The following is a 23804-nucleotide window of genomic DNA, read 5'->3' as shown; positions in this document are numbered from 1 at the left end:
ATCACACCGCGGGGTGTGGCGCAGCTTGGTAGCGCGCCTCGTTCGGGACGAGGAGGTCGCAGGTTCAAATCCTGTCACCCCGACACTGTGTTGAGACAGTACGAAGAAGGCCCTGGTTCTCCGGAACCGGGGCCTTCTGCTTTCCCCACAGCCGTGTGTCCGACGACCCACCCGGTCGGTTCCCGTCCGTCGTCGGCCGCGGCTCCGGCTACGCTCACGAACGACATGCCGAACGACCGCTCCCTCGCCCACGTCCTCGCCGAGATCGGCGCGCAGTTCCCCGAGTTCGCCGAGGACCCCGCGCTGGCCGAGAGCCTGACCGAGAACATCACGTCGATGATCGCGGACGCCCACGAGCGGTACGCCGCCGGCGCCGACGGCAGCGTCGTGAGCAACGCCTACCTCGACCCGGCGCACCTGGCGACGGGTGCCCTGCACGCTGAGCACGCGCAGCACCCGGCCGGCGCGATGCTCGCGGCCGAGATGCTCTTCGACGCGTACGTGCCGGTCTTCGTCGACGAGGTCGGCGCCGTCACCACCGCCGAGGTCATCCGCGCCACCCGCGCCCTGCACTCGGGCATCTGGAGCCGGTTCCCCGCCGGCGCCGTCGCCTACACCGAGGCGCTGCGCCAGCGGGTCACCACGGCGCACCTCGACTCGCGGACGCAGATCGCCCGGGACCTGCACGACCGCGTGGCGCACGGGATCCTCGCCGGACTGCAACGGCTCGACCTCGTCCTGCTCACCGATCCCCCGGCGGCGGAGCGCGCAGAGCAGCTCGACGCCGCGAGCCGTCTGCTCCGGTCGGCGCTCGGCGACGTGCAGGACCTCGCCGTGAGCCTGCACGCCCGGGTCGGTGACGCGCTGCTCGACGACGCGCTGGCCCGGCACGCGAAGGACCTGTTCCGCGACGACGAACGACTGACGGTGCACTCGACCGGCACCCCGGCACGGCTGCCGGTCTGGCAGGCCGAGGAAGCCCTGACGATCCTGCTCGAGGCGCTCACGAACCGGGCGAAGCACGCGCCCGGCTCCACCGCGACGGTGGACTTCGCCTGGGGCAGGCGGGCCCTGGTGGTGACGGTGTCCGACGACGGGCCCGGGTTCGCACCGGAGGACCACGCCGACGGCCGGCTCGGTCAGCAGACGATGCGGGAGCGTGCCGCCGTCATCGGGGCGCGCTTCGACGTCGAGAGCGCTCCGGGCACGGGGACGACCGTCCGGCTGACCATCCCGAGGGGGACCCTGTGACCATCACCCACGTCGCGATCGTCGACGACCACCGGCTCTTCCGCGAGGGCCTGGCTACCATCCTCGGCGCCGTCCCGAGCATCCGCGTCGTGTCACACGGTGAACGTCCTGCCGACGTCCTCGACTCCCCCGAGGCCGCGGCGATCGACGTGCTGCTGCTCGACGTCGAGCTCGACGGTCCCCCGGCGCGGACGACGATCGCGACCGTGCGACGCACCCGGCCGGACATCCACGTCGTCGTGCTCACCATGCACCGGGACGCCGTGCTCCGACGGACGCTCCTCGACGCGGGCGCGGTCGACTTCGTCACGAAGGACACCCCGAGCCGCGAGCTCGTCGACCGCATCGCCCGGGCTGCGCACGCCGACGCGGCGCCGGTGACGTTCCCGGTCGACCTGGTCACCGAGGCCCGTGCGGGCGCACCGCTGAGCGACCGCGAGCTCGAGGTGCTCCGCCTCGTCGCGGCCGCACGCACGAACGCCGAGATCGCCGCCGACCTGCAGCTCGCGATCGGCACGGTGAAGCGGCACGTCTACAACGTGTTCCGGAAGCTCGACGTCGGTTCGCGGGTCGCCGCCGTGGCCGCCGCGACGCGCCTCGGCCTGCTCACCTGAGGCACCGCCGCACTCCGCGAGCAGCAGTGGTCGAGTGCGCGTCGTCGACCCGACCACTCCTGCTCACGAAGTTAACGAGACCGCGTGGACAGGACCGCGTGGACGAGACCGCGTGTGCGGGACCGCGCTGACTAGACCGCCGCGGCCGCGCCGGCGGGCACGAGGCGCCCCTCGCCGTGCAGGCGCGCCACGACGTCGAGCGCCTGGTGGCGGTACCGGGCCTGTGCCGCACCGGGCGACACGATCACGCCGTTCGCCCCGGTCGACGCCACCAGTGCGTTGATCTTCTCCGCGACCTGCTCGGCGTTCCCGTAGGCCTGACGCTCGGTGCGGGCGGCGATGAACCGACGCTCGAGGTCGGTGAACTCGTACGCACGCGCCTCGTCCATCGAGACCGGTTCGGGCTTCCGGCCGGAGCGCATCCGGATGAAGGAGATCATGCCGGGAGCGCTCTGCTCGTCCACGACGGCGGGGTCCTCGTCGGTGACGACCTGCACGCCGATCAGCGCGTTCGGCGTCTGCCGGAAGCGCGACGGCCGGAACGAGTCGCGGTACAGGGCGAGCGCCGCCTCGGTGTTGTCCGAGGCGAAGTGGTGCGCGAAGGCGAACGAGACGCCGAGCGCACCCGCGACCTGGGCGCTGTAGCCGGAGGACCCGAGCAGCCAGAACTCCGGCACGTCGCCGTAGCCCGGCACGGCGCGGATGCCCGCGAGCGGGTTGCCCTCGTCCATCCCGGTGAAGAACCCGATGAGGTCGGCGAGCCGCTCCGGGAAGTCGTCGACGTCCAGGCGGTCGGTGCGGCGGAGCGCCATCGCCGTCGCCCCGTCGGTGCCGGGCGCACGCCCGAGGCCGAGGTCGACCCGGTCGCCGTACAGCGCACGGAGGGTGCCGAACTGCTCGGCGACGACGAGCGGCGCGTGGTTCGGCAGCATCACGCCGCCGGAGCCGATGCGGATGGTCGAGGTGGCCGCACCGACGGCGCTGAGCAGCACGGCGGGAGCCGACGACGTGATGCCGGGCATGCCGTGGTGCTCGGCGACCCAGAAGCGCTCGTAGCCGAGCTGCTCGGCGTGGACGGCCATGTCGATCGAGCCCTGCAGGGCCTCGGTGTTGGACTGGCCGTACTCACGGGTGGCGAGGTCCAGGACGGACAGGTGCAGGGTGTCGTCGGTCATGTGTGCACCAACGCCCGCCGTCCTGCGCGCATTCCACCGGAGACCGGTCACGACGTGCCGTCGCCTGGTCGGCGGGCGGTCGCCGGGCGTCACCCGGCGATCGCGGGGGCGACGGTTCGCGACTACTCGGCGGAGCTGCGTGGCGCGCCCTGGAACCGCGTCGCGGCGGCCGGGAGGCGCGGGGCGGGGCCGTGCCGCGCCTCCCGGCCGGCGTCCGGTCACGTCTCGGGCGCGCACCGGTCACGACGTGCCGTGCGCACCTCGCGGACCGGTCACGTCCGGTGGCCCGACGGGCGCACCGACGACGGAACGTGACCGCTCGGCGGACCCGAGCGGGGTGTCGTGACCGGCGGACCCGAGCGGTCAGTTGCCGTCGAGGCGACCGCCGGACTCCGTCAGGTAGCAGTTGGCGCAGAGCGACTCGTAGGCGACGTCGACGCCGTCGATCGCGACCTGCGAGCCGTCGAAGACGAAGCGGCTGTCGACGGTCCGCGCGTTGAAGACCGCCTTGCGGCCGCAGCGACAGATGGTCTTGAGCTCCTCGAGGGAGTGCGCGACCTCGAGCAGACGGGCGCTGCCGGGGAAGGCCTCGGTGCGGAAGTCGGTGCGGATGCCGTAGGTGATGACCGGGACCTCGTCGAGGACGGCGATCCGCAGCAGGTCGTCGACCTGGCGCGGGGTGAGGAACTGCGCCTCGTCGACGAGCACGCAGCTGACCGGCCGGACCATGCCGTCGAGCCGGTCGGACCCGGGGTCGGTCGCCCCGGCCGTCGTCACCGCGTCGCGCACGTCGGCGTCGGGGGCGAACACGAGGTCGACGGTGCGGGTCACGCCGAGTCGCGAGACGATCTCACGGTCACCCTTCGTGTCGACGGCGGGCTTCGCCAGCAGTACCCGGTGGCCGCGCTCCTCGTAGTTGTAGGCGGCCTGCAGGAGCCCGGTGCTCTTGCCGCTGTTCATCGCGCCGTAGCGGAAGTAGAGCTTCGCCACTACGCGAGGAACCCGTCCTCGGCGGCGCGACGGATGAGGTCGGACTTCTTCGACGCGGGCCGACCGACCTTGCTGTACTTCTCGCGCACGCGGCGCAGGTAGGTCTTCGCGGTCTCGTACTGCACGTTCATCTGCGCGGCGACCTCGTTCGTGGAGTGGCCGGAGACGTACAGGCGCAGCGCCTCTTCCTCGCCGGCGCTGAGCTTCGGGCGCTGGTGCGCCTGCGCGCCCGTCGGCAGCGGACGCCACTCGCGCGGCTGCGGGGTCTCGCGGGCGACGCCCATGATCTCGCGGGCGACGTCCATGACCTCGCGCATCGGCAGGGACTTCGACAGGAACGCCGCGGCGCCTGCGGCGAGGGCACGGTCGCGGGACTCGCGGCTGTCGACGCTCGAGAGCACGATCACCTTCGCACCGGCGGCGCGGCAGGTACGCACGCGGGCCTCGATCGAGACCGGCTCCTTCAGCTGGAAGTCGAGGAACACCAGGTCGGTCGGGAAGCTGTCGCTGTGGACCATCTCGAGCCAGGTGTGCGCGGTCAGGGCCAGGTCGAAGTCGAACGCGTTCACCGCGATCCAGCTGGACAGGCTGTCGAGCAGCACCTCGTGGTCGTCGAGGATGGCCAACCGCACGCGTCGTGCTCCCGGGTTCGGCAGGGACGGCAGACCTTCCGAGAGCCGGTTCGGGTCAGTGCTGGTCATAGGAGAACCTTAGTGCGAGGGCGGAGGGGCGGACCGCGACGTCGAGGTCGGGGAACGTCACGCGGAGGACGGCGAGGTAGGGGTCGAAGGTGCGGTGGATGCCGACGTCGGAGTCGTCCACGGCGAGGTCGAGCGTGAGGACGGCCCGGTCGGCGGAGGCGTCGGTCGTGTGCCCGGTCGCCTCGTCCGCCCGGCGGACCGTCGCGTGGAACCCGGCCGGGTCGACGGTCCTCGCCTGCAGTGCGGCCCGGACGAAGGTCCGGACGACGGATCGCTGGTCGGCGTCGAGGCGTGCGATCAGCCCGTCCGGGTCGTCGACCGTCGGTGTCTCGCCGCCGTCGGTGCGGACGGCCTGCTCGAACCAGGTGCGGTCGGCGTCCGCCACCATGGACCGGCGGATGCCGTCCGCGATGCGGCGGGCCCGTGCACGGTCGGTGTCGGTGATCGTGTCGCGCGTGCGGAGCTCGGCGAAGAACGGCGCGACGTCACGCGCCAGGATCGTCGAGCGGTCCTGCTGCACGCTCGCGGCGATGCCGTCACGCTCGGCGCGCTCCACCGAGTACGACCCGGCCCGGATCTGCACCCGCTCGGCGAGCCCGGCGAAGGTCCACGCGAACACCGCGGCGGCGGCCGTCAGCACGAGCGTCGGCGCCGCGGCCAGGTAGCCCGCCACCACGACGGGCACCTGGTTCGGGAACACGGCGGCCCCCGCGCCCCAGGTGACCGCGTTGACGGCGGCGAGCACGAGCCCGCCGACGGTCAGGTCGGTCCACGGGCGGTACGGCGCGACCATGACGATCCCGGTCGCGGTGATGAGGGACATGAAGTCGTTCAGGGCGCTCTCGTCCGGCCCCCACTGGGCGGCGACGCTCGCGACCGAGGCGGCCGCGAGCAGGCCGACGTGCGCGACGAACGCCGAGCGCGGGAACGGCGCCCGGAACGGACTCGACGCCGCGAACACCACGCCGGCGGACGCCGCGACCAGGATGACGGTGAGCGCGCTCAACGTCGGGCTGCCGACCACGTCACGGTCGAAGAGCGACACGAGCAACGCCCAGAGCACGCTCGCGGCCCCGATGACGATCGCCAGCGGCCGCGACCCCATCGCGCCGAGCGGGTCGTACTGCTGCGCCGTCCGCCTGGCGCCGGACACGGGCCTCACCCGCGCCGCCCGGAGTCGTCGTCGCCGGACACCGGCACCGCGATCGCGCCGGTGGCGGGCGCGTAGGGCACGGACATCATCACGCTCGTCCCCGAGCCGGGCGACGACCACACCTGGACGTCACCGCCGACGCGACCGATGCGTTCGCGCACCGAACCGCGGAGTCCCATCCGGTCGGTACCGGTCTCCTGCTCGTCGAAGCCCCGGCCGTCGTCGACGACCATCACCGTGCACGAGGCACTGTCGTCGAAGACACTGACCTCGGCGGCGTCGGTGCCGGCGTGCTTCTGCACGTTCGCCAGGCACTGGCCGACGGCACGGACCACGGCGGTGAGTGCCCGCTCGTCGAGCCCGTCGAGCGCGGACGGGTCGCCGGAGACGGTGACGTCGAGGCCGCTCGCCCGGTGCTCGTCGAGCATCCGCTCGAAGGCGTCCGAGGCGGCACCCGGCCGCGGACCGGTCTGCGGCGCGAGCCACTCCTTGCCGGTGAGCACGGCGAGGTCGGCGTCGACCGTCGCGGCGAGCTGGCGGTCGATGGGGCCGTCCGGGGCCAGGGCGATCGCCCCGAGGTGGTTCAGCACGGTGTCGTGCAGGATCGCGGACGCCTCGGCCTCGACCCCCGCGCGGTACGCCGACACGTGTTCCTCGCGCGCGGAGCGCAGGAGTTCCGGCTGCACCCGTTCGGACCGCCCGGTCGAGCGGCTGGTGACGAGCACGAGCGCGACGACGAAGACCACCGTGACCCAGGCCAGCACGAGGGGTCGGGCGGGACCACCGGTCTGCAGGACCGCGACCGCCGAGGCCGCACGACCGACGACGAAGCCCGCCACCGACCAGAGCGCGACACGCCCCGGGACCGCACCGGCCCCGCCGACGAGGATGAGCGGGATCACCGAGAGCGACAGCAGGTAGGACGCCACCCAGCCGGTCGGGACCTCACGCGAGACGACGAGCGCGAACCACCAGGCGCACACCCCGCCGACGGCCAGGAACGCGACCGCCGACCGCCACGTGCCGAACTGCACGTGCACCGCGACCATGCCGAGCATCGGGACGAGTGCGAGCACCGCCCCCGCGATCCGGATGTCCGGCTCGGCCACCCGGTAGAGCACGAGCGCCAGCGCCGCGGCGACGATCGACCCGATGGCCGCCGCGTGGAAGGCGCGCACCGTCGACCACGCGTTCACTCGCGGAGCGAGGTGCGTGGGGATGCCGAGCACGAGGGAGTCCTTCCGGGCGGCGACGGGAACGCCGACCACGATCCAACCACCGGGACGGTGACCGTGTACCCCGAATCGGGATCGGTCCGGTGGCCAGGTCGATGATACCGGCACCTCGCGGGTCCCTGCTGTCCCCCGAAGGCGGACCGGTGCGATCAGAACAGCGTCTGTGCCGCCACCGGGCGGAGGAGCCGGCGGTCGAAGCCCGGATCGGCACGCTTCAGGGGCGACACGGCCGGGATCGACTGCTCCTGCGGCAACGTCCGCGGTTCCGAGAACCCCATCGACCCCGTCGCCGGGTCGACCCGGCCGAGGCCGACGCCGTGCGCGGCCAGGATCGGGCGGATGCGCTCGGACAACCACCGCCGGTACTCCTTCGGCGCGTACGTGTTGTCGAGGTACATCGCCCGGTACCGCTGCGCCAGGTCGGGTCGCTCCCGGCCCAGCCACTCGAACCACCACGGCTTCACGCCCGGGCGCAGGTGCAGCGCCGAGTACGCGATGCTCGTCGCCCCGGCGGCCGCGGCCCGACCGACCGCGTCGTCGAGGTGCGCCTTCGTGTCCGTGATGTACGGCAGCACGGGCATGAGGAAGACGGCGCAGTCGAGCCCGGCGTCGCGGACGGCCCGCACGGTCGCGAGCCGCGCCGAGGTCGTCGGGGTCCCGGACTCGACCGACTGCTGCAGGTCGTCGTCGTACACCGCGATCGACATCGCCAGGTCGACCGGCACCACCTTCGCCGCCTCGACCAGGAGCGGCAGGTCACGGCGGAGCAGCGTGCCCTTGGTGAGGATGCTGAACGGCGTCCGTGACGCCGCCAGCGCCTCGATCACCCCGGGCATCAGGCGGTAGCGGCCCTCGGCGCGCTGGTAGGGGTCGGTGTTCGTGCCGAGGGCGACCGGGTGGCGGTCCCAGGTGGGCTTGGTGAGCTCCCGGTGCAGCACGTCGGCCACGTTCGTCTTCACGACGATCTGCTGGTCGAAGTCCGCTCCCCCGTCGAACTCGAGGTACGTGTGCGTCGGACGGGCGAAGCAGTACACGCACGCGTGGCTGCACCCGCGGTACGGGTTGATCGTCCACCCGTACGTCCCCGACCCGTCGGCGCTCGGCACCCGGTTGAGCGCGCTCTTCGCCAGGACCTCGTGGAAGGTGACCCCGGCGAACTCCGGCGTCGTCACGCTCCGCACGAACCCGCTGTTCGACTCCATGCCCGGGAGCGCGTCGTCCTGTGCCGCGTCGATCGCCTGTCCACTCCACCGCATGCCGACATTCGAACACATGTTCGAACCAGCCGCAAGCCGTGCCCGGTCGTGGCGGCCGTCAGTGGTGCAGGCCGAGCACCTTCGCCGTGCGCTCGAGCGTGGCGTCCGCCAGGGCAGCGTCGTCGCCGAGGTCCTGCCCGTAGGTGGGGACCATCGTGCGGACGTCGTCCTGCCAGCCGTCCCAGCGGTCCGGGAAGCACCGGCGCAGCAGGCCGAGCATGATCGGCACCGCCGTCGACGCCCCGGGCGACGCTCCGAGCAGCCCGGCGATCGACCCGTCGGCCGAGGTGATGACCTCGGTCCCGAACTGCAGCACGCCGCCCTTGTCCTTGTCCGGCTTGATCACCTGGACGCGCTGCCCGGCGGTGATGCGGTGCCAGTTCTCCGGCTCGGCGTTCGGCATGAAGTCGCGCAGGGCGTCGAACTTCGTCTTCCGCGACGCCAGCAGCTGGCCGATCAGGTACCGGACCAGGTCGAAGTTCGAGAACGCCACGCTGAGCATCGGCCGCAGGTTGTGCGGACGGACCGAGCGGACCAGGTCGAGCAGGGAGCCCTGCTTGAGGAACTTCGGGCTGAAGCCCGCGTACGGCCCGAACATCAGCGACGCCGTGCCGTCGACGATGCGGGTGTCGAGGTGCGGCACGGACATCGGCGGTGCGCCGACGCTGGCCTTGCCGTAGACCTTGGCCGCGTGCTTCTGCACGACCTCGGGGTCGTCGGTGCGCAGGAACTCACCGGACACCGGGAAGCCGCCGTAGCCCCGGATCTCCGGGATGCCGGACTTCTGCAGCAGGTGCAGCGCACCGCCCCCAGCGCCGACGAAGACGAACTTCGCGGCGATGCGCTGGGTCGATCGGCCGATCTCGTTGCGGACGTCGACGACCCAGCCCTCGCTGACCGTCGAGCGGGAGAGCTTCGTGACCTGGTGCGACGGCTCGAACTCGACCCCGTCGACCTCGAGCTGGTCGAACAGCTGGCGGGTCAGCGAGCCGAAGTCGACGTCGGACCCCGCGGCGGAGTAGGTCGCCGCGATCGGCTGGTCCTTCTTGCGCCCGGGGATGAGCGCGGGCGCCCACTTGCGGATCTGCGCCGGGTCGTCCGAGAACTCGATCCCCGCGAAGAGCGGGTGGCCCTGCATCGCCTCGTACCGCTTGCGCATGTACTCGACGTTCTCCGCGCCCCACACGAACGAGATGTGCGGCGTCGGGTTGATGAAGTCGGAGGGGTTCGGCAGCGCGCCGGTCTCGACCAGGTGCGCCCAGAACTGCCGTGAGACCTGGAACTGCTCGTTGACCGTGACCGCCTTGGCGATGTCGACGCGACCGTCCGGCAGCTCGGGCGTGTAGTTCAGCTCGCACAGGGCGGAGTGCCCGGTCCCGGCGTTGTTCCACGGGTTCGAGGACTCCTGCGCCACGCTGCCGAGCCGCTCGTACACCCGGATCTTCCACGACGGCTCGAGCCGGTGGATGATCGCGCCGAGCGTGGCGCTCATGATGCCTCCGCCGATGAGGACGACGTCGATGGGGTCCACCTGCTTCACTGCCACGCGTCGATCCTACCGGCGCGCGCCGACAGGCCGATCAGCGCGACAAGCCGGTCACCGCGACAGGAGGATCAGCTCGGCTGGCCGGTCAGCTCGGCTGGCCGGGACGCCGTGGCCGCTCGGGAGGCCCGGCGCGCGTCCGGCGGACCGGTGACCCGCCGCCGGGCCGCCAGGACCGCTGCCGGTGCCGGGCGGGCAGGGACGGTCGCCTCGCGCTCGCCCTCGCCCTCGCCCCTGTTTTCGCCGCCGAGCGCGCGCGGCGCGCCACGCGGCTGCGCCTCCGCCTGCGCCTGCGCCTGCGCCTGCGCCTGCGAACGGAGCGTGCCGCGGCGCCAGCCCCGACCGGCCCCCGTACGACGCGAGGCCCGCCCCGCTGACGCGGGACGGGCCTCCAGGCCGGGCTGCTGCTACGCGGCGACCGCGCGACGCGCGACGATCGTCTCGGCGATCTGCACCGCGTTGAGCGCTGCGCCCTTCCGCAGGTTGTCGTTGCTCACGAAGAGCACGAGGCCCCGCCCCTCGGGCGCGGACTGGTCGGTGCGGATGCGGCCGACGAACGCAGGGTCCTTGCCGGCCGCCTGCAGGGGGGTCGGGACGTCCGAGAGCTCGACGCCCGGCGCGCTCGCCAGGATCTCGGTCGCGCGCTCCGGCGACAGCGGCTGCGCGAACTCGGCGTGCACCGAGATGGAGTGCCCGGTGAAGACCGGCACGCGCACACAGGTGCCCGCGACGAGCAGGTCGGGCAGCTCGAGGATCTTCCGGCTCTCGTTGCGGAGCTTCTTCTCCTCGTCGGTCTCGCCGAGGCCGTCCTCGACGATGCTGCCGGCGAGCGGCACGACGTCGAAGGCGATCGGGCGGACGTACTTGACCGGCTCCGGGAACGTCACGGCCGTGCCGTCGTGGGTGAGCGCCGCGGTGTCCTGCTCGAGCGCGGCCTTCGCCTGACCGAGCAGCTCGTCGACGCCGGCGAGCCCGGAGCCGGACACGGCCTGGTAGGTCGTGGCGACGAGTCGGCGCAGCCCGGCCTCGGTGTCGAGGACCTTCAGCACCGGCATGATCGCCATCGTCGTGCAGTTCGGGTTCGCGATGATGCCCTTCGGCGCCTGGTCGATGGCGTGCGGGTTCACCTCGCTCACGACGAGCGGGACCTCGGGGTCCATCCGCCAGGCGCTCGAGTTGTCGACGACGAGCGCTCCCGCAGCGGCGAACTTCGGCGCGAGGGCACGCGAGGCGGTGGCCCCTGCGGAGAACAGCGCGATGTCGATGCCCGAGGGGTCGGCGGTCTCGGAGTCCTCGACGACGATCTGCTCGCCGCGGAACGGCAGCGTCGTGCCGGCAGACCGGGCGCTCGCGAAGAAGCGGACCCGGTCGGCCGGGAACGCGCGCTCCTCGAGCAGGCGGCGCATCACGGCGCCGACCTGGCCGGTGGCGCCGACGACGGCGACGGTGAGGGTGCTCATGCGGTGCTCCTGGTGGTTCGGCAGTTCTGCGGTGCGGTGGGCGTCAGCGGCCGGTGCCGGCGTAGACGACGGCCTCGGCGTCGGCGTCCAGACCGAACGCGCTGTGGACGACGCGCATCGCCTCGTTCAGGGTGTCGGCGCGGGTCACGACGGAGATGCGGATCTCCGACGTGGAGATCATCTCGATGTTGATCGAGGCGTCGTGCAGGGCGCGGAAGAGCTGCGCCGAGACGCCGGCGTTCGTGCGCATGCCGGCCCCGACCAGGGCGAGCTTGCCGATCTGGTCGTCGTACTGGATGCTCTCGTAGCCGATGTCGGCCTTCGCGACCTCGAGCGCCGTGAGCACGGTCTGGCCCTGGTCCTTCGGCAGGGTGAACGAGATGTCCGTCCGCCCGGTCGACGCGGCCGACACGTTCTGGACGATCATGTCGATGTTCGCGCCGGCGCGCGCGACGTTCGTGAAGATCTCGGCGGCCTTGCCGGGCTGGTCCGGCACGCCGACGACGGTGATCTTGCCCTCGGAGAGGTCTCCGGCGATCCCGGTGATGATCGGTTCTTCCACGGTTTCCCCCTCGACAGGGTTGTAGACGATGGTGCCCTCGTTGTTGTTGAACGAGGACCGGACGTGCAGGGTGACGCCGTGCCGTCGGGCGTACTCGACGGCACGGATGTAGAGGACCTTCGCGCCGGAGGCGGCGAGCTCGAGCATCTCCTCGCTCGTGACGCGGTCGACCTTGCGGGCCTTCGGCACCACGCGGGGGTCGGCGGTGAAGATGCCGTCGACGTCGGTGTAGATCTCGCAGACGTCGGCGTCGAGCGCGGCGGCGAGGGCGACGGCGGTGGTGTCGGACCCGCCGCGGCCCAGCGTGGTGATCTCGCCCGTGGTGCGGTTGAAGCCCTGGAACCCGGCGACGATCGCGACGTGGCCGGAGTCGAGCGCCTCGCGCACGCGCTTCGGGGTGACGTCGACGATGCGGGCCTTGCCGTGCTGGGCGTCGGTGAGCATCCCGGCCTGGCTGCCGGTGTACGACGACGCTTCGACCCCGAGGCTCTTGATCGCCATCGCGAGCAGCGCCATCGAGATGCGCTCCCCCGCCGTGAGCAGCATGTCGAGCTCGCGTCCGGCCGGGATCGGCGTCACCGAGTGCGCGAGGTCGACGAGCTCGTCGGTGGTGTCCCCCATCGCGGACACCGCCACGACGACGTCGTTGCCGGCCTTCTTCGTCTCGACGATCCGCTTCGCCACGCGCTTGATGCTCTCGGCGTCCGCGACGGAGGATCCACCGAACTTCTGCACGATCAAGGCCACTGGCTGGTACTCCCGGGGACGACGACACCGCGAGGTCTCGCGGTGTCCCAATGCTAGAGGGTGATCCGGGGATGTTGCGTGCGGGACGCCCCTGACGCAACGATCCTGCGCGGCGGTCAGCCGCCGACCACGCGCCGTCCCTCGAACGCACGACCGAGCGTGACCTCGTCGGCGTACTCCAGGTCGCCGCCGACGGGCAGGCCCGAGGCCAGACGCGTCGTCCGGATGCCCATCGGCACGAGCAGGCGACTGAGGTACGTCGCCGTCGCCTCGCCCTCGAGGTTCGGGTCGGTGGCGATGATGACCTCGTCGACGGTGCCGTCGGCCAGCCGGGTCATGAGCTGCTGGATGCGCAGGTCGTCGGGACCGATGCCGTCGATCGGACTGATCGCGCCGCCGAGCACGTGGTACAGCCCGCGGAACTCGCGGGTGCGCTCGATCGCCGCGACGTCCTTGGCCTCCTCGACCACGCAGATCACCGCGGGCGAGCGCCGGGGATCGCGGCAGATGCTGCACTGCACGTTCTCGGTGACGTTGCCGCAGATCTCGCAGAAGCGGACCCGCTGCTTGACGTCCGCCAGCAGCTCGGACAGCCGCGTCGGGTCGAAGGACTCGGTCTGCAGGATGTGGAACGCGATGCGCTGCGCCGACTTCGGACCGATGCCGGGCAGGCGACCGAACTCGTCGATGAGGTCCTGGACGATGCCGTCGTACATCAGGCACCGTCCTGGTGGAGAGCGGTCTCCTCGATGAACTGGGCGTTGAGGATCTCACGCACGACCGCCTCGCCGTAGCGACCGGCGACCGGGGCGCGACGCGCGGGCGGCGCGGTCCGCGGTGCGGCTGCCGCGGCGGGCTGCGCCGGAGCTGCCTGCGCGGGGGCTGCGTACGCCGTGGCTGCCTGCGCCGGAGCGGATCGACCCGGCGCCTGCCGCTGGGGCGGGGACGAGCCGGCGGCGGGGTCCGGGAAGGGTGCGCCGTCGTCGTACGGTTCGTCGTCGAGCGGGTAGTCGTCGACCGGGACGCCGGGTGCGGCAGCCGGTGCGGTGCCCGTGGGCTGCCCGCCACCGGACTGCGGCGCGGCGGCGGTCGGCTGGCCCTGCGGTTCGACGACCTCGGCCGGGGCGACGGGCGCCGAGGCCGGGACGGCCCCGAAGGGTGCCGCCCAGCTCGGCTCGACCGACTCCGGCACGGCGTCGGCGGTGGGGTCGGCCGCCGGGATCGTCGCGACGGCCCAGTCCGTCACCGGCGCCCCCGACGACTGGGGAGCAGGAGCGGATGCGACGGAGGGTGCGGATGCGGGCGCCGGAGCCTCGGGGTCCGGCGTCGGGGCCGTCCGTCCCGGAGCGGACGAGGCGGCGGGCGCAGCGGCGGCCGGAGCCGGAGCCGGAGCCGGAGCCACGGGTACCGCGGCCTGGGGCGCGGCGGCCTGAGGCGCGGCGGCTGCGTCGGCCTGCGGCGCCGCAGGTGTCGGCGTGCTCGGCGTGGCCTGCGGGGCGGGGGCCGGCGCCGACTGCTGCTGCTGCTGCTGCTGACGAGGCTGCCCGGCACCGCCCGGACCGCGCGCGACGAACTTCACGCGGAGCCCGATGACGTCCATGATCGCGGACCGCAGGAGCTCGCTGACGCTGTCGTCCGGGTCGGACATCTCCTTGAAGGAGACGACGTCCTGCTGGCTCGGGAAGGTCAGGGTGAGCACGTCCTCGCGCAGCGCGGTGACCTGCGCCGTCACCACGACGGACCACGCCGAGCGCTTCGCGCGCTGGACGTGCTCGACGATCTGCGGCCACGCGTCGCGCATCTGCTGGAAGCCGACCGCACCCACGGTGCGGACCGCCGGCTCGTCGCCGATGGTGGTGCCCTGACCGGTCGACGAGGGGCTGACCGGGCTGGCCGGGGTCGCCGACGTCGACCCGGTCTGCGCGGCCGGTGCCTCGGTCGGCGCCTGGGCCGGGATCGATGCCGTGCCCACGCCGCTGGACTGCGACCGGCCGTCCGACGCGGCGGGTGCTTCGGGAGCGCTCGGCGCGACCGCGGCCCACGACGCGGCGGCGTCCCGGGCGACCGCGCCGGCGTCGGCCTGCGGCGCGGCGGCGGGAGCGCCGGTCGCAGCAGCCTGAGCAGCGGTCGGAGCAGGAGCGGCAGGAGCGGCGGGAGCAGCGGTGCGCGTCGGCGCAGGAGCCGCGGCGGCCGGCTGCTCGCGTCGCGGCGCGGCCGGTGCGTCCGGCTGGGCGACGACGGGGGCCGCCGCGACGCTCGAGGTCGCCTGGTGACCACCGGCGTCGCCGACCCCCACCCGCCGTTCGAGCCGCTCCACGCGGGCCAGCGCACCGCGCTGGGTGTCGTCGGCCTCGGGCACGAGCATGCGTGCCGTCATGAGCTCGAGGTGCAGGCGCGGCGAGGTCGCGCCCGTCATCTCGGTGAGCGCCCGGTTCGCGATGTCCGCCCCGCGGGACAGACCGGTCGCGCCGAAGACGCCGGCCTGGCGGGTCATGGTGTCGAGCTCTTCCGGTGAGACCCCGCGCAACACGGCAGCGGCGCTCTCGTTCGTCGCGGCGACGACGATGAGGTCGCGCAGCCGCTCGAGCAGGTCCTCGACGAAGCGCCGGGGGTCCTGCCCCGTCTGCACCACGCGGTCGATCGCGGCGAAGGCGGACGCGGGGTCTGCCACGGCGAGCGCGTCGACGACGTCGTCGAGCAGGGCCGCGTCGGTGTACCCGAGCAGCGCGACGGCTCGCTCGTAGGCGATCGCGCCGTCCTCGCTGCCGGCCATCAGCTGGTCGAGCAGGGACAGGGTGTCGCGGACCGAACCGCCACCGGCGCGGACCACGAGCGGCAGCACGCCGGGGGCGACGCCCACCGACTCCTGCGTGCAGAGCTGCTCGACGTACTCGAGCATCGCCGCGGGCGGCACGAGCCGGAACGGGTAGTGGTGCGTGCGGGAGCGGATCGTGCCGATGACCTTCTCGGGCTCGGTCGTCGCGAAGATGAACTTGACGTGCTCCGGCGGCTCCTCGACCAGCTTGAGCAGCGCGTTGAACCCCTGCGGGGTGACCATGTGCGCTTCGTCGAGGATGAAGATCTTGTAGCGGTCACGTGCCGGTGCGAAGACGGCGCGGTCGCGGAGGTCACGGGCGTCGTCGACACCGTTGTGGCTGGCGGCGTCGATCTCGATGACGTCAAGCGAGCCGCTACCGTCGCGGGCGAGCTCGACGCAGCTCGGGCAGACACCGCAGGGGGTGTCGGTCGGACCCTCGGCACAGTTCAGGCAGCGCGCCAGGATGCGGGCCGAGGTCGTCTTCCCGCAGCCGCGCGGGCCGCTGAACAGGTAGGCGTGGTTGACACGGTTGGTCCGGAGCGCGGTGCGCAGCGGGTCGGTGACCTGCGACTGCCCGATGAGCTCGGCGAAGTTCTCGGGCCGGTAACGGCGATACAGGGCGGTGACCACGCAGCAAGGGTAGCCGGGACGGCCGACACCCGCGTGCCCGTCCACAGGTCGGTGCGGTGCTCCGGACCACCTCGTCGAGGCGCGTCGCACGCCGGGGACGCACCGCGCCTCCCGTCCGTGCGGAGACGGGCGGGAGGCGCGGTGCGGACGGGGCCTAGCCGCGGGTGCGGTGGCCACCCCTGCGGACGCGGCGTGCCAGGCGGGACAGGCCGAGCAGCAGGACCCCGAGGAGGAGCAGACCGGTCGCCGTCCCGGCGATCGGCGCGACGTCCGCGCCGGTGAAGGCGAGGCCGCCGGTGACCGGGCCGGCCCCGCTCCCGTTCCCGCTGCCGGTGCCGGGGAGGCCGCCGGTGCCGGTGCCGGGGAGGCCGCCGGTGCCGGTGCCGGGGAGGCCGCCGGCGCCGGTGCCCGGCCCCACCACCCCGCCCGGCGTGCCCGGTGTGCCCGACGCAGCGGCTGCGTCGACCGTCACGCTGACCGTCTGCGGCGCCGAGGTCGCGGTCCCCACCGTCTCCGTCACGCGGATCGTGTGCGGCCCGACCGCCATCCGGACCACGACCGACCACGCGCCGGTGTCGTCGGCCGTCGTCGTGACGGGGTTCCCGTCGTCGACGACGAGCGTCACGACCGCCCGCGGTTCGGCGGTCCCGGTGACGCGCCACGCCACCGTGCCGTCGGCCGAGGCCGTGCGGTGCTCGCCCGGTGCCGGCGACGTGATGGCCACCGGTTCGATCGCGTCCACGACGATCCGCACCGGCGGAGCCGTCGAGGTCGTGCCGTTGACGGACTGGCTGGCGGTGATCATCCAGTCCCCCTCGGGCACGCGGTCGAACACGACGGTCCAGTCGCCGTCGTCGTCGGCGGTGGTCGTCCGGACCTGACCGTCGGACAGCGTCACCCGGACGGCGACCCGCGGCGTGGCGTGCCCGGTCACCCGGAACGTCCCCGTGTCATCGGGACCGGTCGCCGGGACGAGCTGCCCCGGGACCGGACTCGTGATGGTGATCGCCGTCGGCTGGGCGACGACCACGGTGATGCCCGTCGTGACCGGCGCGGAGGTCCGGCCGCCCACGGTCTCGGTCACCGACACGGTGTGGTCGCCCGGCGGGACGTCGCCGACCGTGACGGTCCACGAGCCGTCGGCGCCGGCGGTCGTCGTCACGGTGTGCCCGTCGACGTCCACCGTGACGACCGCGCCCGGTTCCGCGGTGCCGCGCACCGGCACCGAGGCCGTGGTCCCCGTGGTCGGGATCCGCTGCCCGTCGGTCGGGCTGGTGACGGTGACCGGCGCAGCGGCCGTCACGGTGAACCCGACCGCCGCGGCGTCCGTGGTGCCGCCGTCGACGGTCTGCCGGGCCGTGACGCTGTGCGCGCCCGTGCCGACGTCGGTGACCGTGACCGCCCAGGTGCCGTCGTCGTCCGCGACCGTCGTGACGGCGGTGCCGTCGTCGACGCGGACCGTCACCGGTGCGCCCGGTGCGGCCGTGCCGACGACGCGGACGTCCGTCGTCCCGCCGAGGACCCGGTAGGCGGTGCCGTCGACCGGCCGGGTGATGACGACCGCGGCGGCGGGCGCCACCGCGACGGTGACGGTCCGGACCACCGGGTCCGACGTGGTGCCGCCGACGACCTGGGTGACGGTGACCGTGTGGTCTCCGCGGCCGACCGCGGGCAGCACGGCCGACCAGACCCCGTCCGGGCCGACGGTCGCGGCAACCGCGTCCTCGTCGTCGCGGACGATCCGGACCGTCGCGCCCGGCTCGCCGCGACCGCTGACCGGGACGGTCGTGGTCGGTGCGCTCGCCGGCACGGTGAACGTCGTCCCGTCGGTCGGCGCCGTGACGGTCAGCGCCGCGCCCGGTGCCACCGTGAAGGTGCTCCGGACCGGGCCGGACGTCGAGTCCCCCACGGTCTGGGTGGCCCGGACCGTGTGGTCGCCGACACCGAGGTCGGTGAGCCGCGCACTCCAGGTGCCCGCGTCGGTGGCGGTCACGGAGCGTGCGTCACCGCCGTCCACCGACACCCGCACGGCGGCACCGGCCTGCGCCGCACCGGACGCCGTGACGGTCGCGAGCGAGTCGCGCTGGGCGACGCGGACCGTCGACCCGTCCGCCGGGGTCGCGATCGTGATCGGGTCGGCCACGACGACGCGGACGGTCACCGTCTCCGGCGAGGACTCGGTGTCGCCGACGCGCTGCGTCACGCTCACCGTGGTGGTGCCGGCCGGGACGTCCGGGACGGAGACCGTCCACGCGCCGTCGCCGTCCGCCGTGGTCGACGCGGTGTGCCCGTCGCCGAGGTCGACGAGCACGGTCGCTCCCGGCTCGGCCGTTCCGCTCACCGTGATCGTCGTGGTCGCGTCGCGGTCCGCGACCGTGACCACCTGACCGGCCGTCGGCGAGTCGATCTCGACGGGCGCCGCGGCCTCGACCTCGAACGGCACCCGGACGGGCTCGGTCGAGGTGGATCCGCCGACCGTCTGGGTCACCTGCACGGTGTGCGGGCCGACGCCGAGCCGTGGGACGTCGACCGTCCACGAACCGTCGTCCCGCGCCGTGACCTCGACCGGGTCGCGGCGGTCGACGGTCACCGTGACCGTCGCACCCGGCTGGGCGTCGCCGGCCACCGTGACGGTGGTCGTCGCCGCGTCGTCGGCGACCGTGATCGGGTCGTCCCCGGGCTGCCGGACCGTCAGGGGTGCGGCGGCGAGCACGGACACCGGTCGTTCGACCGCCGCGCTCGTGGTGCCGCCGACCGACTGGGTGACCGAGGCGGTGAACGATCCCGTGGGCACCTCGCGGACGGTCGCCGACCAGTCGCCGTCACCGTCCACCCGAGCCGTGGCGCTGCCGCCGTCACCGAGGTCGACCGTGACGGTCGCGCCCGGCTGACCGGTGCCCGCGAAGCGGACGTCCGTGGTCGCGTCGGCGTCGGCGACCGTGACCGTCGTGGCGTCGGCCGGGGTCGTCACCGCGAGCGGCGCACCGGCGCGCACCGACACCGCGGCGGAGACCGGTGCCGAGGTCCCGCCGCCGACGAGCTGCGTGGCCGTGACCCGGTGGTCGCCGACCGGGACGTCCCGGAAGGTCACCGCCCAGTCGCCGTCCGCGGTGGCTGCGGTCGTGCGGGTCTCCCCCGTCGACAGGCGGACGGTGACCTCCGCACCGGCCTGGGCGCGGCCGCTCGCCCGCACGTCCGCGGTCCCGGACGCGTCGGCGACGGTCAGGACCGCACCGTCGGCCGGGGTCACGAGCGTCAGGCGGGTGCCGGCCCGCACCGTGACGGTCTGCGCCGGAGCGGAGGCGGTGGTGCCGCCGACCGTCTGGCTCGCGGTCAGCGACACCGTGCCCACCCCCACCCCGGGGAACGTGACCGTCCAGGTCCCGTCGCGGTCGGCGGTGGTCGTCAGGGTGGTGTCACCCAGCCGCACGGCGACCGGGGCACCGGCCGAGGCCGTGCCGGTCACGGCGACGTCGCGCGTCGCGTCGGCGTCCGGCACGAGCAGCACGGCTCCGGCGTCGGGTGTGCTGACCCGCACCGGCGGGGCCGCGTCGAGCTCGACCGTCCGGTCGACGGGGTCGGAGGTGCGCGGATCGGAGACGGTGCCCGGCAGGGTCTGCGTCACCGACACCGGGTGCGACCCGACGCCGAGGTCCGGCAACGACACCGTCCAGGTGCCGTCGTCGCCGATCGTCGTGCGCTGGTCGGCGAACCCGTCGCCGGTCACCCGGACCGTGGCGCCGGGCTGGCCGGCGCCGGTCAGGGTGACGTCGCGTTGCACGTCCGGACCGGCGACCAGGATCGGGTCCGTCCCCGGTCCGGTGACCGTCAGGGCGCTCGCCGTGTCGACGGTGAACGTCGTCGGGACGGCGGTCGTCGTCACCCCGTCGACCTCCTGCGACGCCGTCACGGTGCGGTCGCCGGTCGGTGCGAGGCCGTCGAGGACCAACCGCCACGCGCCCGCTGCGTCCGCGGTCGTGGTGGCACGGGTGCCGGGTCCAGCGGAGACCACGACGGTCGCACCGGGCTCCGCGGTGCCGGTGACCGGGACGGTGGCCGTGGCGTCGCCGTCGACCACGACGAAGCGGGAGCCGCTCGCCGGGGAGTCGATCACGACGCCGGTGCCCGGCACGACGGTGAAGTCGCGCGTGACGACCGGGCCGTCGGTCCCCGTGACGGTCTCGACCGCGCGGACGGTGTGCTCGCCGATGCCGAGCGGGCTGCTCGGGAGCACCCAGTTGCCCTCGGTGTCGGCCACGACCCGGACCGGGTCGCCGTCGTCGACGGTGACCGCGACGGTCGCGCCCGGTTCCGCCGTGCCGCGGACCACGACGTCCGCCGTGCCGTCGGTGCCCGCGGGGACCTGCTGCGCGGCCCCCGGTGCCTCGACGACGAGCGCGGCGCCGGCGGCGACGGTCAGGTCGCGCTCGACGGGAGCGGACGTCTCGCCGCCGACCGTCTGGGTGACGGCGGCGGTGTGGCCCCCCGTGGCGACCGACGGCAGCGTGAGCGACCAGTCGCCCTGTGCGTCGGCCCGGGTGCTGCGGGGGTCGCCGTCGTCGAGGACGACGTCGATCCGTGCCCCCGGCTGCGCGGTGCCCCGGACGGTGACGTCGACGACGGAGTCGTCGGTCGCCACCCGGACGGTCGCGCCCTGGGTCGGTGCGGTGACGGCGAGCGGAGCACCCGCCTGCACCGTCACGACCTGCTGGACCGCCGACCCGGTGGTCCCGCCGACGGTCTGCGTCGCGGTGACGGTGTACCGCCCGACGGGGACGTCCTCGACCGTCGTGGCCCAGGACCCGTCCGCCAGCGCGGTGGTGGTCGCGGTGAGACCGTCGCCGAGCGACACCCGGACCGCGGCGCGCGGCTCGGCCGTGCCCGTCAGGTCGAGGTCGGTCGTCGTGTCGGCGTCGAGGACCGTGACCACGTCGCCGTCGTCGGGCGACGTGACCACGAGCGGGTCGCCGGCGGCGACGGAGAAGGTCGAGGTGACCGGCGCCGAGGTGGCGCCGTCGACGGTCTGCCGCGCCGTGACGGTGCGGTCGCCGACCGGCACGCCGACGAAGGTCGTCGTCCACCGGCCGTCGCCGTCCGCGTCGACGTCGCTCGTGAACGAGCCGCCGATGCCGACGTGCACCCGGGCGTCGGGTGCCGCCGAACCGCTCACCGTGACCGGCGTCGTCGACGAGTCGTCCGCGACCGTGACGGTCGAGCCGTCGACCGGTGCGTCGACGGTGAGCGCCGGTGCGGCGGTGACCGTGACCGTGCGGTCGACCGGGTCGCTCGTCGAGCCACCGGTCGTCTGGGTCACGTGGGCCGTCCAGCGCCCGGCGGGCACGTCCGCCACCGTGGCCGACCACGAGCCGTCGCTGTTCGCGGTCGTCGTCGCGGTGCGGCCGTCGCCGAGGTCGACGTCGACCCGGGCACCGGCCTGCGCCGTGCCGGAGAACGCGATCGACCGGGTGTCGCCGACGAGCGGGAGGTCCTGGCCCTCGGTCGGACGGTCGACGGTCAGGTCCGCGGCGGCGACGACCCGGAAGGCCCGGGTGACGGCTGCCGACGTGCTGTCACCGACGGTCTGGGTCACCCGTGCGGTCTGGTCCCCCACCGGGACGCTCGGGACGGTGACGCTCCACGCGCCGCTGCCGTCGGCGGTGCCCGACGCGGTCAGGCCGCCGCCGAGGTCCACGTCGATGCCCGCGTTCGCGGTCGCCGTGCCGGTCAGGGTCACCGGGGTGGTGGTGCCCGTGGTGGTGAAGGTCTGGCCGGCCGTCGGGCTGGTGACCACCAGCGCGCGCTGGGCGACCACGGAGAAGGACTGCGTCGTCGTCCCGGCCGCCGCACCGGCGACGGTCTGCGTCGCGGTCACGGTCTGGTCGCCGGTCGGCACGCCGGGGACGGTGGTCGTCCAGCTGCCGTCCGCGGCCACCGTGGCGGCGCCGGTGCGGCCACCGCCGAGGTCGAGTGCGATCGAGCCGCCGGGTTCGCCGGTGCCGCTCACCCGGATGGTGCGGGTCGACGTCGCGGACGGGACGCTGAACTGCTGGCCCGCCGTCGGGGCGGTGATCGTCGGCGGCGTGACCGCCGCGGCGCGGACCGTCGAGGTGGCGAGGTCCACGGTGGCGACGTCCGGTCCGGGCAGCACCGAGAGCCGCAGCGCGTGCACGCTCCGCGCTCCGGGGTCGTACCCGCGCGGGTCGCGGAAGCCGGTGGTGGTGTCCTGGGCGTTGACGGTCAGGTCGATCACCTGGCGGAGCAGCAGCACCACGGGTGCGAGTGCCGTGGAGACCCCGGTCGTCGTCGCGGTGAGCGTCGTGCCGAGGCCGGTCAGGGCGTCCCCGGTGACGAGCGGCCGCACGATCGTCTGCAGTGCGGGGACGACGACGGAGTTCACCGCCGGAGCGAGCAGCGTGGCCAGCGTCGTCAGGCCGAGCGGTCCGCGCGTGGCGGTGACCGTGGCCGTCGCGGCGCCGGTGCCGGCGAGGTCCCCGAGCGTGGTGTCGGCGCGCAGTGCGAGTCCGGTGAGGGGCGCGCCCGCGAGCGAGACGTTCGCGGTGACGTCGACGGTCACCGGGGTCGCGTTGATCGTGCTGACGACCGCGGTCTGCAGCGCGGCCGGCAGCCGCGTGCCGAGGATCGTCGTGATGCTGCGGTTGATCGAGTCGACGGCCGCCGCCGTGAGCACCGGGGTGTTCGCGGGCTGCCCGTTCAACGTCGTCAGGTCGTCGAGGTCGACGGTGATCGAGCCGGTGGACGGGGTGATGGTGACCGCCCCGTCCGTCAGCGGCTGCTGGAGCACGCGGGTGAGCGTGTCGCGCAGGTCGAGGTCGACGGTCGCCCGGACCGTCGTGCCGTTCACGGTGACGAGTCCGAGGGCCGTCCCCCGCAGCAGGCGCTGCAGCTGGGCGGTCAGCGCGGTCGTGGTGCCCGCCAGTGCCCCGTCGGCTCCGACCGTGGCGTCCACCCGGTCGGAGAACGCGCCGAGGTCGCTCCCCAGCGACGTGGTGAGCGCCGCCACCGCGGGGCTCGTGAACCCCAGGCTCGCGTCGGCGATGCGGTAGTCGGACGTGCTCTCGACCGTCGCGCCGCGCGTGGTCTGCAGGCGCGAGGCGAGCGCACCGACCCGCAGCTGCGACCGCGACAGCAGCGTCGCGTCCGCGCCGACGCGCGAGAAGAGCGGCTGGAGGTCGAGGGTGGCCGCGCCCGTGCCGGACCCGGTGCCGACCCCGATGCCGCCGTCGTTCGTCAGCAGGCCGGACGACGCCGTCGCCCCGCCCGCCGCCGTGGTGGCGTACTGCCCGTCGACCCCGAGGGTGAGCAGGCCGTTCGGTCCGAGCAGGTCGACGTCGTTGCCGAGGTCGACGCCGACCGTGCGCAGGGCTTCGAGGTCCAGGGGCTGGTTCGCCGTCCCGGCGCCCCCGGTGGCGCCGCGGTTCGAGTAGGCGCCGCCGAGCTGCACGATGCCGTCGGCGTCGACGATGCCGGATCCGCTGAGCAGCACCCCCTCGGCCTCGGCGACGTCGTTCTGCGCCGCCGCCGCGGGCTGGATGACCGCGAGTGCCGCGACGAGCGCCGCCACGGTGGCGACGACCCCTCCGCGCAGCAGCAGTCGCCGATCGCCCGGTGCTCGTCGTCGAGCCCGGCCGTCGGTGCCGATGGTCCGTCG

At 73.9% G+C, this 23804-nt stretch carries 14 protein-coding genes and 1 tRNA gene; 3 read left to right on the top strand and 12 right to left on the bottom strand.

The annotated features are described in order from the left end of the window. Positions 1-9 precede the first annotated feature (9 nt). The 3 genes from BIU94_RS13885 to BIU94_RS13875 all read left to right on the top strand — a co-directional run bounded on the left by BIU94_RS13885 (position 10) and on the right by BIU94_RS13875 (position 1865). Positions 10-83: transfer RNA gene (locus tag BIU94_RS13885), tRNA-Pro, on the top strand. 142 nt (positions 84-225) lie between these two features. Continuing rightward, the gene (locus BIU94_RS13880; RefSeq protein WP_071261308.1) at positions 226-1251 is read left to right on the top strand and encodes a sensor histidine kinase; all 1026 of its coding nucleotides are present in this window, start codon (positions 226-228) and stop codon (positions 1249-1251) included. Beyond that, positions 1248-1865: a response regulator transcription factor gene (locus BIU94_RS13875; RefSeq protein WP_071261306.1), complete on the top strand. Its 618-nt coding sequence runs from the start codon at positions 1248-1250 to the stop codon at positions 1863-1865. The genes BIU94_RS13880 and BIU94_RS13875 overlap by 4 nt, the downstream gene beginning before the upstream one ends. A 131-nt stretch (positions 1866-1996) precedes the next feature. Here the strand turns inward: BIU94_RS13875 and BIU94_RS13870 are convergent, their stop codons facing one another. The 12 genes from BIU94_RS13870 to BIU94_RS13815 all read right to left on the bottom strand — a co-directional run bounded on the left by BIU94_RS13870 (position 1997) and on the right by BIU94_RS13815 (position 23717). After that, complete coding sequence (locus tag BIU94_RS13870; RefSeq protein WP_071261296.1) at positions 1997-3040, bottom strand: LLM class flavin-dependent oxidoreductase; 1044 nt, start codon at positions 3038-3040, stop codon at positions 1997-1999. A gap of 363 nt (positions 3041-3403) precedes the next feature. Beyond that, positions 3404-4030: a thymidine kinase gene (locus BIU94_RS13865; protein ID WP_071261290.1), complete on the bottom strand. Its 627-nt coding sequence runs from the start codon at positions 4028-4030 to the stop codon at positions 3404-3406. Further along, the gene (locus tag BIU94_RS13860; protein WP_071261287.1) at positions 4030-4731 is read right to left on the bottom strand and encodes a response regulator transcription factor; all 702 of its coding nucleotides are present in this window, start codon (positions 4729-4731) and stop codon (positions 4030-4032) included. Before BIU94_RS13860 ends, BIU94_RS13865 begins: the two co-directional genes overlap by 1 nt. Continuing rightward, complete coding sequence (locus BIU94_RS13855) at positions 4718-5884, bottom strand: hypothetical protein (RefSeq protein WP_071261282.1); 1167 nt, start codon at positions 5882-5884, stop codon at positions 4718-4720. The genes BIU94_RS13860 and BIU94_RS13855 overlap by 14 nt, the downstream gene beginning before the upstream one ends. A gap of 5 nt (positions 5885-5889) precedes the next feature. After that, positions 5890-7113 (bottom strand): sensor histidine kinase, encoded by a 1224-nt coding sequence (locus BIU94_RS13850; protein WP_139196059.1) that lies wholly within the window; start codon positions 7111-7113, stop codon positions 5890-5892. Between the two features lie 155 nt (positions 7114-7268). After that, positions 7269-8375: an Rv2578c family radical SAM protein gene (locus BIU94_RS13845; protein WP_071261278.1), complete on the bottom strand. Its 1107-nt coding sequence runs from the start codon at positions 8373-8375 to the stop codon at positions 7269-7271. Positions 8376-8433: 58 nt separating this feature from the next. Then, entirely contained in the window at positions 8434-9921 is a 1488-nt protein-coding gene (locus BIU94_RS13840; RefSeq protein WP_083404841.1) for a malate:quinone oxidoreductase, read from the bottom strand. A gap of 404 nt (positions 9922-10325) precedes the next feature. Beyond that, the gene (locus BIU94_RS13835; protein ID WP_071261275.1) at positions 10326-11378 is read right to left on the bottom strand and encodes an aspartate-semialdehyde dehydrogenase; all 1053 of its coding nucleotides are present in this window, start codon (positions 11376-11378) and stop codon (positions 10326-10328) included. A 43-nt stretch (positions 11379-11421) separates the two neighbouring features. Beyond that, positions 11422-12687 carry an aspartate kinase gene (locus BIU94_RS13830; protein ID WP_071261273.1) on the bottom strand — a complete coding sequence of 422 codons (1266 nt, stop codon included), beginning with the start codon at positions 12685-12687 and terminating at the stop codon, positions 11422-11424. 116 nt (positions 12688-12803) lie between these two features. Next, complete coding sequence (gene recR / locus BIU94_RS13825) at positions 12804-13403, bottom strand: recombination mediator RecR (protein ID WP_071261271.1); 600 nt, start codon at positions 13401-13403, stop codon at positions 12804-12806. After that, positions 13403-16135, bottom strand: a complete 2733-nt coding sequence (locus BIU94_RS13820) for a DNA polymerase III subunit gamma and tau (RefSeq protein WP_071261267.1) — start codon at positions 16133-16135, stop codon at positions 13403-13405. The genes recR and BIU94_RS13820 overlap by 1 nt, the downstream gene beginning before the upstream one ends. A 154-nt stretch (positions 16136-16289) precedes the next feature. Beyond that, complete coding sequence (locus tag BIU94_RS13815) at positions 16290-23717, bottom strand: choice-of-anchor G family protein (RefSeq protein ID WP_071261264.1); 7428 nt, start codon at positions 23715-23717, stop codon at positions 16290-16292. Between the last annotated feature and the right edge of the window lie 87 nt (positions 23718-23804).

It is taken from the genome of Curtobacterium sp. MMLR14_006 (genome assembly GCF_001864985.1).
Classification (GTDB): domain Bacteria; phylum Actinomycetota; class Actinomycetes; order Actinomycetales; family Microbacteriaceae; genus Curtobacterium.
Note: the sequence above shows the minus strand (reverse complement) of the source record. Positions and strands in the feature narration are given on the sequence as shown.